The following is a 12,458-nucleotide window of genomic DNA, read 5'->3' on the forward strand; positions in this document are numbered from 1 at the left end:
CGGTCGAGCGCTCGTTTGCCGATGCCAAGCAGCTTCACGGGCATCGCTATGCCCGCTTTCGAAGTCTCACCCGCGTCGCATGCCAGTGCCTGCTGGCTGCAGCCGCCCAAAACATCAAGAAGATCGCCATGGCGCTCACCAAGCCACCCAGACCAGCCATGGCATGAGGGCCAGAGGCCGCCAACTTCGCCCCGCCTCAGAACCCAACTAAAACAACCAACGTCCAAAAAACAAACCCGCCGAAAATATCGACGGGTTTGTCAGCAGTCTGAGGGCGGCCCGAAGGCCGCCCTCTTTTTGTCCTTCGCATCTTCGTCAGCCCGCGTAGCTGACCAACAGATCCTTGGCGTCGATCTGGTCGCCGGCTTTGACAAGCACTTCCGCGATCGCACCGTCCTTTTCGGCGTGGATCGCCGTTTCCATCTTCATAGCCTCGATGGAAACAAGCACGTCACCGGCATTGACCGCCTGCCCGGGCGAGACAAAGACGCGCGAGATGACGCCTGGCATCGGCGCACCGACATGCGCGGCATTGCCCGGTTCCGCCTTGCGGCGGGCGGCGGCACCGGTCGCACCATGGGCGCGATCCGGCACCTTGATGCGGCGCGGCTGGCCGTTGAGTTCGAAGAAGACAGTCACCATGCCTTGCTCGTCGGTCTGGCTCATCGCCTGGTTGACGACGACAAGCGTCTTGCCCTTTTCGATATCGGCAAACAGTTCCTCGCCATCGGCAAGGCCGTAGAAATAGGCCGGCGTCGGCAGGACGGAGACCGGGCCGTAGGTGTCGGAGGCCAGCGCAAAGTCGGTGAAGACTTTCGGATACATCAGGTAGGACGCGAATTCGAAGTCATTGACCTCGCGCTCCAGCTTGGTCTCGATCGTCTTGCGCTCGGCATCGAGGTCAGCGTCGGCAAGCAGCGAACCCGGACGCACCGTATAGGGCGCATCGCCCTTCAGTGCCTTCTTCTGCAGCGCCTCCGGCCAGCCTGATGGAGGCTGACCGAGATCGCCCTTCAGCATCGAGACAACAGATTCCGGGAAGGAGACTTCCTTGTCGGCGCTGACGACATCGGCAACCGTCAGGTCTTGCGAGACCATCATCAGCGCCATGTCGCCGACGACCTTCGAGGACGGCGTCACCTTGACGATATCGCCGAACATCTGGTTGGCGTCGGCATAGGCCTGCGCCACTTCGTGCCAGCGCGTCTCGAGGCCGAGCGAACGGGCCTGTTCCTTGAGGTTGGTGAACTGGCCGCCCGGCATTTCGTGCAGATAGACTTCGGAGGCCGGTCCCTTGAGGTCGCTTTCGAAGGCCGCGTACTGATGGCGCACCGCTTCCCAATAGAAAGAGATCCGACGGATCCATTCCGGATCGAGACCGGGATCGCGCTCGGAGCCGCGCAGGGCCTCGACGATCGAGCCAAGGCAGGGCTGCGAGGTGTTGCCGGACAGTGCATCCATTGCCGCATCGACCGCGTCGACGCCGGCATCGACCGCCGCGAGAACCGTCGCCGCTGCAATGCCCGAGGTGTCGTGCGTGTGGAAGTGGATCGGCAGGCTGGTGGCGTCGCGCAACGCCTTGAACAGCACCTTGGCGGCAGCCGGCTTCAGCAGGCCCGCCATATCCTTCAGCGCGATGATATGCGCACCGGCCTTTTCGAGCTCAACGGCGAGGTCGGTGTAGTACTTGAGATCGTACTTCGGGCGCGCCGAATTCAGGATATCGCCGGTGTAGCAGATCGCCGCTTCGCAGAGCTTGTTCTCCTCGGCCACCGCATCCATCGATACGCGCATATTCTCCACCCAGTTCAGGCAGTCGAAGACGCGGAAAAGGTCGATGCCACCGGCAGCAGCCTGCCGGACGAAGTATTTGACGACGTTGTCAGGGTAGTTCTTGTAACCGACGCCGTTTGCGCCGCGCAGCAGCATCTGCAAAAGCAGGTTAGGCGCGGCTTCGCGCACGAGCGACAGACGTTCCCATGGATCTTCCGTCAGGAAGCGCATCGAAACGTCAAACGTCGCGCCGCCCCAGCATTCGAGCGACAGGAGGTTCGGCAAAGCGTGCGCATAGGTGCCGGCGATCCGCGCGATGTCATAGGTGCGCATGCGGGTCGCAAGCAGCGACTGGTGGCCGTCGCGCATCGTCGTATCGGTCATCAGGATGCGCTTTTCGTTGCGCATCCACTCGCCGAACTTCCTCGGGCCGAGCTTGTCGAGAAGCTGCTTGGTGCCGTCGGCGATGCCGCTGCCGTTGGTATAAGGGACGATCGGCTCGGCGATATCGGCGGACGGCTTCGGTCGATCCTTGGCTTCCGGATGGCCGTTGACCGTCACATCAGCGAGGTAAGTCAGAAGCTTCGTCGCGCGATCCTGTCGCTTGACCTGCTGGAAGAGCTCCGGCGTCGAGTCGATGAAGCGCGTGGTGTAGCTGTTATCCTTGAAATTCGGATGCGTGATGATCGCTTCCAGGAAGGTGAGGTTCGTCGCAACGCCGCGGATACGGAACTCACGCAATGCACGGTCCATGCGGGAGATCGCTTCCAGCGGGTTCGGGGCCCAGGCAGTGACCTTGACCAGCAGCGGATCGTAGTAGCGGGTGATGATCGCGCCGGAATAGGAGGTGCCACCATCGAGACGGATGCCGAAGCCGGATGCCGAACGATAGGCGGTGATGCGGCCGTAGTCCGGAATGAAGTTGTGCTCCGGATCCTCTGTCGTGATGCGGCACTGCAGGGCATGGCCGTTGAGGCGGATGTCCTTCTGCTCGGGAACGCCCGATTCCGGTGTACCGATCGCAAAGCCATCAAGGATGTGGATCTGCGCCTTGACGATATCGATGCCTGTAACGACTTCGGTGACCGTGTGCTCGACCTGGATGCGCGGATTGACTTCGATGAAGTAGAATTTGCCGGTGTCGGCATCCATCAGATATTCGACGGTGCCCGCACCGATGTAGTTGGTGGCACCCGCGATCTTCAGCGAGTACGCCGCCAGTTCCTGGCGCTGGGCTTCCGACAGGTAAGGCGCCGGCGCACGCTCGACGACCTTCTGGTTGCGGCGCTGGATCGAGCAGTCGCGCTCGAAGAGATGAACGACATTGCCATGCGTGTCGCCAAGGATCTGGCTTTCGACATGGCGCGCACGCTCGACGAGCTTTTCGAGATAGACCTCGTCCTTACCAAAAGCCGCCATCGCTTCGCGCTTGGCCTCCGTCACCTCGCGTGCAAGGTCGGCTTCCGAGCGGATGACGCGCATGCCGCGTCCGCCGCCACCCCAGGAGGCCTTCAGCATCACAGGGTAGCCGATCACCGCCGCCATCTTGGCGACCTCAGCCATATCATCCGGCAGTGGCTCGGTTGCCGGCACGACAGGCACGCCGACCGAGATTGCCAGATTGCGTGCTGCGACCTTGTTGCCGAGCTGGCGCATGGTATCGGCCGTCGGGCCGATGAAGATGATGCCCGCCTTGTTGCAGGCATCGACGAATTCCGGACTTTCCGACAGCAGACCGTAGCCGGGATGGATCGCATCGGCGCCGGAAAGCTTGGCGACGCGGATCACCTCATCGATCGACAGATAGCTCTCGATCGGGCCGAGGTCGCGGGCGAGATGCGGGCCGCGGCCGACCTGATAGCTTTCGTCTGCCTTGAACCTGTGCAGCGCCAGTTTGTCTTCTTCCGCCCATATCGCGACCGTTTTTATCCCGAGCTCATTGGCCGCGCGAAACACGCGGATGGCAATTTCCGAACGGTTGGCAACAAGTATCTTGGATATGGGCAATGCAGTCTCCTCACGGCATCGAAACGGGCAATGCTGCACCCGCGAAGAGAAGTCTTAACGCGCTGTCACGGAAAGTTCAATTTCCGGAGCCGTCCGAAATAGAATTTCTCTAAGACTAGGTGATCAGCCCATGCCGGAAGGCGACAGCGACCGCGTGCTGTCTATTCTTTGCCTTCAGCTTGTCTTGCAGGCCGTTCATGTACCAGTCGACGGTGTGGTTTGAAATCTTGAGGCGTTTGCCAATCTCAACCGAGGTCATGCCTTCCGCGAGATATTGAAGTATTTCCATCTCCCGGCGCGTCAAACGCGTGTCGATGCCGGAAACTTCTTCAAGCGCATCCGCCTCCCCCTTAAGCTCAAGAAGACGCCAGAAAGCCTTTCGGGCAACGGCATCAAAGAGCGAGATCTCGACAGGAGAGAGGTCTACCGGTGTCCCGCCTATGCTCATATTACCAAGGATGCCGTTTCTGCCCTGGATGGGGAAAATGTAGCCGTCCTTCAGGCCATGGCTATGCGCGTCGGCCATCATTTGCTCCATCCGGCGGTGATGCGGGTCCTTCCGGAAGGCCGCCAGACTATCCTTCCAGCGAAACGGCCTTTGCGCATATGCGAGATAGCGAACCGTCGGATCGCTGAGAACGTATTTTTTCGAAATATAGATCTGCGGCCATTTCTCTGGCCAATGACCGGCAAACATCAGACTGATTGGATCTTCAGTCGCTTTCAGGTGTCGCAAAAGGCCATAATACTGGAAGCCGTAGGCGTGGATGACATGCTCCAGTTCGCCAACAACTCCTTCGGGTCTTCGACACTCTTCCAGAACGACAAGCAATTGAATTAATGAATGAATACTCAAAATAAATGCCCCTACGCCAGTTGGGCTCCTAGCGGAATGATCACGACCAAGGGAAGTGTTTGGTTGGGCGCCCCTGCGACGCATTTAGACGTCAATCTATGGTGTGCCAGCGCGACCATGCAACGCAAGTGAAAATTGCGAGATTTGCGATACGTCCCAAAAAAGTTCAGTCCCTCGGAATGGATTGCTGTGGGTGCGCTCCGTAAAAGAATCTTGCCGCGACCGCTCGTCTGAACGCTTCGTTAATCGCTGGTTCAGGTATCTTTTTGTAGCGTTGCAGCGTCCATTATTTCGCAAATGCACAAGAGGTATCGCCGTGTCGCTATTCAAGGTCTATGCTAGAGCTTTGCGCTATCTCGGCGCCTACAAGCTCCGCGTATCCCTGGTCGTTATTGCGAACATCGTGCTTGCCGCGATCACAATCGCCGAACCGATTTTGTTCGGTCGCATCATCGATGCAATTTCAGGCAAGGGCGAAGTCAAACCCATCCTTTTCATGTGGGCCGGCTTTGCCGTTTTCAACACCATAGCGTTCGTTCTTGTCGCTCGTGAGGCCGACCGGCTGGCCCATGGCCGCCGCGCCACACTGCTGACGGAAGCGTTCGGCCGTATCATCTCCATGCCGCTGTCCTGGCATCATCAGCGTGGCACGTCGAATGCGCTGCATACGCTGCTGCGCGCATGCGAAACGCTCTTTGGCCTTTGGCTCGAGTTCATGCGCAACCACCTGGCGACTGCCGTTGCCATCGCGCTTCTGGTGCCGACTGCGATGTCGATGGACCTGCGTCTTTCGGGCGTGCTGGTCGTGCTCGGCGTCGCCTACTGGCTGATTGGTCGTCTCGTCATGAGCCGCACCAAGGATGGCCAGGCGTCGGTCGAAAACCACTACCACACCGTTTTCTCACACGTCAGCGACTCGATCAGCAACGTATCGGTCCTCCATAGCTACAATCGCATCGAAGCAGAAACCAAGGCACTGAAGTCGTTTGCCGAGCGCCTGCTGCAGGCTCAGTATCCGGTTCTCGACTGGTGGGCTCTCGCGGGCGCCATGAACCGCATGGCTTCGACCATTGCGATGATGATCATCCTGGTCATCGGCACGCTCATGGTTCAGTCCGGCGAGCTGCGCATCGGCGACGTGATTGCCTTCATCGGCTTTGCGAACCTGCTGATCTCGCGTCTCGACCAGATGCGCCAGTTTGCCACGCAGATTTTCGAGGCCCGTTCGAAGCTCGAGGATTTCTACTCGCTCGAAGACTCCGTGCGTGAACGCGAAGAGCCTGCCGGCAATGACGATATCGCCGACGTGAAGGGTGAAGTCGAATTCCGCAACGTGTCGTTCCGCTTCGGCAACACCGCGCAGGGCTTGCACAACGTGTCCTTTACCGCCAAGGCTGGTCAGACGGTTGCGATCGTCGGTCCGACCGGTTCGGGCAAGACCACGATGATCAACCTGCTGCAGCGCGTGTATGACCCGGATAGCGGCCAGATCCTCGTCGATGGTCACGACACGACGAAGATCACCCGCAAGTCGCTGCGCCGCTATATCGCGACGGTGTTCCAGGATGCCGGCCTGCTCAACCGCTCGATCAGCGACAACATTCGCCTCGGCCGGGAAGGCGCCTCGGATGAGGACATGCGTCGAGCAGCTGAAGCGGCCGCTGCCGCCGACTTCATCGAGACGCGCGAAGAGCAGTACGACACCCATGTCGGCGAACGCGGCAACAGGCTCTCTGGCGGCGAACGTCAGCGTGTGGCGATTGCCCGCGCCATCCTCAAGGATGCCCCGATCCTCGTGCTAGACGAAGCGACAAGTGCGCTTGACGTCGAAACCGAAAATCGCGTTAAGGCCGCAATCGACAACCTGCGCCAGAACCGCACGACATTCATCATCGCGCACCGTCTTTCGACTGTTCGCGAAGCGGACAAGGTCCTGTTCCTGGACGGTGGCCGTGTCGTCGAAGAAGGCAGCTTCGATGAGCTCAGCCATAGCAACGGCCGGTTCGCGGCGCTGCTGCGCGCCAGCGGCATCCTCACGGACGAAGAAGTTCGCAAGGCACACACGACCGAGGCCGCATAAGACGGATCGCTCAAGGGAAAAACAGAAGCCGGACGGTACCTGCCGCCCGGCTTTTTTCTTGCCCGCGGGGAGTTCGCGCATAGCTTAAGGGAAACGGTATTGCCGGAGGCGATATGAAGGTCCTGCGAATCGTAGCGAACATCGAAACAGCCGATCCGGCCGCTGCCAAGGTCTTCTATAAGGATATCCTTGGCCTCGACGTACTGATGGATCACGACTGGATCTCCACCTATGGCTCAAACCAATCAATGCGGGTCCAGGTGGGCTTTGCGAGCGAGGGCGGCTCAGACACACCGGTTCCAGGCCTCTCGATCGAGGTCGACGATGTTGACGAGGCCTTCGCAGCCATGAGTGCATCAGCCTTCGAAATCATCTATGGGCCGGCCAATGAGCCCTGGGGTGTTCGGCGCTTCTACGTGCGCGACCCCTTTGGAACAATCGTGAATATTCTTTCTCATAGACCGTGAAGCCGGCAACGCCCGACTCCTCGGGCGGGACGCGCTGCGCCATCCAGCGGCAATTCGCGCGAAGGTGTTAGACTAAAGTCATAATCCCAAAGCCGCTCTCTGTATGGATGAGCTTTTCTGTCACACTCTTGTCAGGCGAACCGCGACCCGAGGGTATGCTTTGAGGAGAGCATGGTGGTCGCGCGCCGCGTTTCACATCATTCTGTGGAGGACAGAAAATGGCAAATATCGCAAGCGTCGACGGCCCCAAGGCCGGTCCGATGACGGGCGAGGAGAAGAAGGTTATCTTCGCTTCATCGCTCGGCACCGTTTTCGAATGGTACGACTTCTACCTTTACGGTTCGCTCGCAACCTATATCGGCGCGACCTATTTTACCCAGTATCCGGAAGCAACGCGAAACATCTTCACGCTTTTGGCCTTCGCTGCCGGCTTCCTCGTGCGTCCGTTCGGCGCACTGGTCTTCGGGCGTCTCGGCGATCTCGTCGGACGCAAATACACGTTCCTGGTGACGATCCTTATCATGGGCCTCTCCACCTTCCTCGTCGGCATCCTGCCGGGTGCGGCGACGATTGGTATCGCAGCACCGATCATCCTGATCGGACTTCGCCTCTTGCAGGGTCTTGCGCTCGGCGGTGAATATGGCGGTGCGGCGACTTACGTGGCCGAACATGCCCCGCATGGACGCCGCGGATACTTCACGTCGTGGATCCAAACCACGGCTACGCTCGGCCTCTTCCTGTCACTTCTCGTCATCGTCGGCGTCCAGTTCCTGATGGGCAAGGAAGCCTTTGCGGCATGGGGCTGGCGCATTCCGTTCCTCGTCTCCGTCGTGCTCCTCGGGATTTCCGTCTGGATTCGACTGAAGATGAACGAATCTCCGGCATTCCAGCGCATGAAGGCCGAAGGCAAGGGATCCAAGGCACCGCTGACGGAAGCTTTCGGTCAGTGGAAGAACGCCAAGATCGCCCTGATCGCGCTTCTCGGCGCAACGATGGGTCAGGCGGTCGTCTGGTACGGCGGCCAATTCTATGCGTTGTTCTTCCTGCAGAACGTGCTCAAGGTTGATCTGCAGTCGGCAAACATCATGGTCGCCATTGCGCTCTTCCTGGGCACGCCCTTCTTCGTCATCTTCGGCGCCCTGTCCGACAGGATCGGCCGCAAGCCGATCCTGATGGCCGGCCTCTTGATCGCCGCCGTTACCTACACCCCGTTGTTCAAGGCCATGACCTGGACTGCCAATCCGGCGCTTGCGGAAGCCCAGGCTTCTATCCGTGCAACCGTGACGGCCGATCCGGCGGATTGCAAATTCCAGTTCAACCCAACTGGAACGTCGAAGTTCACCAACTCTTGCGATGTGGCCACTGCCTTCCTGACCAAGAACTCGGTGCCTTATGATGTCGTGCCCGGCCCGGCAGGCCAGCCTGCCACGATCAAGATCGGTGACGAAACCATCCCCAGCTTCGACGTCGTCGCCGCCGGCGACAAGGCAAAGGCAATGACGGGCGCGTTCGAAAAGGGCGTCAACATCGCCCTTCATGATGCCGGATACCCGCTGAACCGCGGCGCCATCAAGGTGCCGGATGCGAAGCTGGACGCCTTCATCGCGGCCAACCCTGAGCTTGCCCTCAACGCTGACGCAGTACGCGCCGGTGAAAAACAGACCGTACCGGTCGACAAGCTGGTTGCCGACAAGCTGCTGACGGCCGATGAAGCAAAGGGCGCCACCGACATGGCGGTCTATAACATTGCCAAGGGTGGCAGCTTCTCCATGGTAGCCGACCCTGCCCGTGTCAACTGGATCGGCACGATCGCCATTCTGTTCGTGCTCGTTCTCTATGTGACGATGGTCTATGGCCCGATCGCAGCCCTGCTGGTCGAACTCTTCCCGACCCGCATCCGCTACACCGGCATGTCGCTGCCTTACCATATCGGCAACGGCTGGTTCGGCGGCTTGTTGCCGGCGATGGCCTTTGCAATGAGCGCGGCCAAGGGCGATATCTACTTCGGCCTCTGGTATCCGATCGTCTTCGCAGCCATCACGCTGGTCATCGGCCTGATCTTCCTGCCGGAAACGAAGGACCGCGATATCCACGCCATGGATTGAGCCGATTGAGGACTGCAAACATCTGCCCGGCGCTCTCAAGGCGCCGGGTTTTTTATTTATGGAAGGCTAGAGAAGACGGCTCAGCCGCGGCGTCGGCCAGCCGCCATCGCGATCGATGGAGAACACCAAGCCGAAGCGCGCGAAGAGGACCGAGGTGGCAAAGGCGAACCAGGCGCCCAACGCAAGGCCGGCCACGACATCGCTTGGATAATGCACGCCGATGATGACGCGTGTGGCGCCAAGCCAAAGGCCTATGCCGATAAAACCAAGGCGAAAGCGCGGGAAGAGAAGTGCGAGCGCCACGAACAGCGCGCCGATGTTGGCCGAATGGCCCGACGGAAAGCTCTGATGCAGGAAGTCAGCATTGAAAGGCGCGAAGCTGAAGATACCCTCCTGCTCATAGATCAGCGGTCGGGCCCGGCCGATTGCAAACTTCAACACGTTGGCAATGATGCTGGTGACCAGCACAGACAACCCGACATAGGCCGTCATCTGTGTGAAATAGACCATGCGGAACCGCCTGCGCACCTTCCAGAGTCGGCGGCGAACGAGATAGCCGGTGGCAAAGATCGTGCAGAGGCCTGCCAGGATCCAGGCGAGCCTGCCGATATCGGTAATGTCCCCGGCAACGGTGATCAGCCGCGGCGCCAGGTCCTTGGCCGCCTGTCCGAGCGGACGGTCGAAGACGAAGAACGCAATGGCAACCGCGTTGATGGCGGTGAACACGAAGCCCTTCCAGGGAACCCGCCGATGGATCGTACGCCGCGCCTCGTAACGCCTTCGCAGATAGTTCCAGAAACTTGGCTTGCGATCGACGGTCCCGCTCATTCCACTCCGCTCTTTCCTCAATGCAGAAGGGAGATAGGGGCGACAATAACTGCCTTCAAGCAAAGGCCCTCCGCATCAACAGATGCGAAGGGCCAAAAGCGTGTTTCACGTGAAATATCAGGCAGAAAGCGCCTTGAACTCGGCGAGGATCGCGTCGCCCATCTCAATGGTTCCAACCTTCGTGCAACCTTCGGCCATGATGTCGCCGGTGCGGATGCCCTTGTCGAGGACGTTGGCGATCGCCTTTTCGAGGTTGTCGGCTTCCTTCACGAGGTTGAAGGAATAGCGCAGGCACATGGCGAAGGAAGCGATCATCGCGATCGGATTGGCGATGCCCTTGCCGGCAATGTCAGGAGCCGAACCATGCACCGGCTCATAGAGCGCCTTGCGCTTGCCGGTCTTGGCATCCGGGGCGCCAAGCGAAGCCGAAGGCAGCATGCCGAGCGAGCCCGTCAGCATGGCGGCAACGTCGGACAGCATGTCGCCGAACAGGTTGTCGGTGACGATGACGTCGAACTGCTTCGGCGCGCGCACCAGCTGCATGCCACCGGCATCCGCTAGCATGTGCTCGAGCTTGACGTCGGAATACTTGTCCTTGTGCGTCGCTGTGACGACCTGGTTCCACAACACGCCCGACTTCATGACGTTGCGCTTTTCCATCGAGCAGACGCGATTCTGACGCGTGCGGGCCATTTCGAAGGCCACGGCCGAGATGCGCTCGATTTCGTATGTATCGTAGACCTGCGTGTCGATCGCGCGTTTCTGGCCATTGCCGAGATCGGTGATGGTCTTCGGCTCGCCGAAATAGACGCCGCCTGTCAGTTCGCGGATGATCAGGATATCGAGGCCTTCGACCAGCTCCGGCTTCAGCGAGGAAGCGGAAGCGAGCGCCGGGTAGCAGATGGCCGGACGCAGGTTGGCGAAAAGCTCCAGATCCTTGCGCAGGCGCAGCAGGCCGGCTTCGGGGCGTACTTCATAGGGAACATCATCCCACTTCGGACCGCCGACGGCGCCGAAGAGAACGGCGTCGGCTGCGAGCGCCTTCTGCATGTCGCCTTCGGAGATCGCCGCGCCGTGCGCGTCATAGGCGCTGCCGCCGACCAGACCTTCGTCGGTGACGAAGCCGGCATTCATTGCCTCGTTCATATAGGCAATGATCTTGCGGACCTCGCCCATGGCCTCTGGGCCGATGCCGTCGCCCGGCAGCAGGAAAAGATTGCGCGCTGTCATGAAACCCTCCGCGGAAAAACAAGTTGCGGCTTCTTAGACCTGCAAAAACGGCATTTCAAGCGAGTGGGCGGCCGATTCGGTACGGTTGCGGAATTACTGCCGCGATCCCTCGTTGACCGATCGGCGCATGCGGGTCCACAAGAAGAGCCTCCATCGCCACGGTCATCGGACACCGTCATGCCATCTGCACCGCTCCACCTCGACACGCCGCTTTTCCGCACCTCCGCCGACTACAGCGCAAGCAACAAGCCGCTTTGGCTGAAGCTCGACGCGCTGCAGCCCTCTGGAAGCTTCAAGCTTCGCGGTGTTGGCAGGCTTTGCCAGCACGAGATCGAGAACGGCGCACGGGAGATCTTCTGCGCCTCCGGCGGCAATGCGGGGATCGCCGCCGCTTATACGGGACGGGCGCTCGGCATTCCGGTGACGATCGTCGTACCGGAGACGACGTCGCCGGAAGTGCGCCAATCGATCGAAGCAACCGGCGCCACGGTTCTCGTGCATGGATCGGTGTTCGACGAAGCGAATGCCTTCGCAATAGAACACGCGAAGGCCAGAAACGCAGCCTACGTGCACCCATTCGATCATCCCCTTCTGTGGGAGGGGCACGGCACTTTGATCGACGAGGTTGTCGCAAAGGGCGCCGAGTTTGATTGCGTCATCACGAGCGTCGGCGGTGGCGGCTTGCTGGCGGGCATCGTAGCCGGTCTCGAGCGAAACGGCCTGTCTGATGTGCCGGTCATTGCCGTCGAGACCGAAGGGGCCGCTTCGCTTTATGCCAGCCTTGCTGCAGGCGAGCGCCTTACCTTGCCGGCGATCACCTCAATCGCCAGTTCGCTTGGCGCACGTCAGGTGGCGCAGCACGTCTTCGATCTGCCGAAGCACCACCCGATCGAAAGCGTCACGGTCACGGATGCGCAGGCGGTCACCGCCTGCCTGAAGTTCGCCGATGCCTATCGCATTCTGGTCGAGCCCGCCTGCGGGGCCGCCCTGGCGGTGGCCGACGTGCATTCCGATATTCTCGCCCGCTTCAATAATCCGCTGATCGAAGTCTGCGGCGGCATCGGTGTCTCGCTGGAAAAGCTGAAGGTTTGGAAAGAACGGTTGCTGTAAGC

At 60.1% G+C, this 12,458-nt stretch carries 9 protein-coding genes; 5 read left to right on the top strand and 4 right to left on the bottom strand.

What is annotated here, in order from left to right:
- A partial coding sequence (locus AF71_RS14595; RefSeq protein WP_037214703.1) for a transposase occupies positions 1 to 167 on the top strand: 167 nt, incomplete at its 5' end.
- Positions 168 to 315: 148 nt separating this feature from the next.
- Here AF71_RS14595 and pyc read toward each other — a convergent pair.
- Complete coding sequence (gene pyc, locus AF71_RS14600) at positions 316 to 3,780, bottom strand: pyruvate carboxylase (RefSeq protein ID WP_169681843.1); 3,465 nt, start codon at positions 3,778 to 3,780, stop codon at positions 316 to 318.
- A gap of 115 nt (positions 3,781 to 3,895) precedes the next feature.
- Positions 3,896 to 4,636, bottom strand: a complete 741-nt coding sequence (locus AF71_RS14605; RefSeq protein WP_026371612.1) for a LuxR family transcriptional regulator — start codon at positions 4,634 to 4,636, stop codon at positions 3,896 to 3,898.
- A 316-nt stretch (positions 4,637 to 4,952) separates the two neighbouring features.
- On the opposite strand from AF71_RS14605, the gene AF71_RS14610 reads away from it, so the two are divergent.
- The 3 genes from AF71_RS14610 to AF71_RS14620 all read left to right on the top strand — a co-directional run bounded on the left by AF71_RS14610 (position 4,953) and on the right by AF71_RS14620 (position 9,288).
- Positions 4,953 to 6,716, top strand: a complete 1,764-nt coding sequence (locus AF71_RS14610; RefSeq protein ID WP_018855922.1) for a glucan ABC transporter ATP-binding protein/ permease — start codon at positions 4,953 to 4,955, stop codon at positions 6,714 to 6,716.
- A 113-nt stretch (positions 6,717 to 6,829) separates the two neighbouring features.
- Entirely contained in the window at positions 6,830 to 7,183 is a 354-nt protein-coding gene (locus AF71_RS14615; protein WP_018855923.1) for a VOC family protein, read from the top strand.
- A 218-nt stretch (positions 7,184 to 7,401) separates the two neighbouring features.
- Positions 7,402 to 9,288 (top strand): MFS transporter, encoded by a 1,887-nt coding sequence (locus tag AF71_RS14620; protein ID WP_025658023.1) that lies wholly within the window; start codon positions 7,402 to 7,404, stop codon positions 9,286 to 9,288.
- Between the two features lie 66 nt (positions 9,289 to 9,354).
- On the opposite strand, the gene AF71_RS14625 is transcribed toward AF71_RS14620, so the two are convergent.
- Both AF71_RS14625 and leuB read right to left on the bottom strand, forming a co-directional pair.
- Complete coding sequence (locus AF71_RS14625; protein ID WP_169681845.1) at positions 9,355 to 10,116, bottom strand: phosphatase PAP2 family protein; 762 nt, start codon at positions 10,114 to 10,116, stop codon at positions 9,355 to 9,357.
- A 117-nt stretch (positions 10,117 to 10,233) separates the two neighbouring features.
- Positions 10,234 to 11,346 (bottom strand): 3-isopropylmalate dehydrogenase, encoded by a 1,113-nt coding sequence (gene leuB, locus AF71_RS14630; RefSeq protein WP_018855926.1) that lies wholly within the window; start codon positions 11,344 to 11,346, stop codon positions 10,234 to 10,236.
- Between the two features lie 177 nt (positions 11,347 to 11,523).
- On the opposite strand from leuB, the gene AF71_RS14635 reads away from it, so the two are divergent.
- A complete protein-coding gene (locus AF71_RS14635) occupies positions 11,524 to 12,456 on the top strand; it encodes a pyridoxal-phosphate dependent enzyme (protein WP_025658021.1) in 933 nt (310 codons plus the stop codon).
- Positions 12,457 to 12,458: the final 2 nt, after the last annotated feature.

It is taken from the genome of Rhizobium sp. 57MFTsu3.2 (genome assembly GCF_012932765.1).
Classification (GTDB): Bacteria; Pseudomonadota; Alphaproteobacteria; order Rhizobiales; family Rhizobiaceae; genus Rhizobium; species Rhizobium altiplani.

Bases quoted from the DNA above. Each gene is read 5' to 3' on its own strand.
- leuB (WP_018855926.1), bottom strand. From the start codon at position 11,346: ATGACAGCGCGCAATCTTTTCCTGCTGCCGGGCGACGGCATCGGCCCA.
- AF71_RS14625 (WP_169681845.1), bottom strand. From the start codon at position 10,116: ATGAGCGGGACCGTCGATCGCAAGCCAAGTTTCTGGAACTATCTGCGA.
- AF71_RS14620 (WP_025658023.1), top strand. From the start codon at position 7,402: ATGGCAAATATCGCAAGCGTCGACGGCCCCAAGGCCGGTCCGATGACG.
- AF71_RS14615 (WP_018855923.1), top strand. From the start codon at position 6,830: ATGAAGGTCCTGCGAATCGTAGCGAACATCGAAACAGCCGATCCGGCC.
- AF71_RS14635 (WP_025658021.1), top strand. From the start codon at position 11,524: ATGCCATCTGCACCGCTCCACCTCGACACGCCGCTTTTCCGCACCTCC.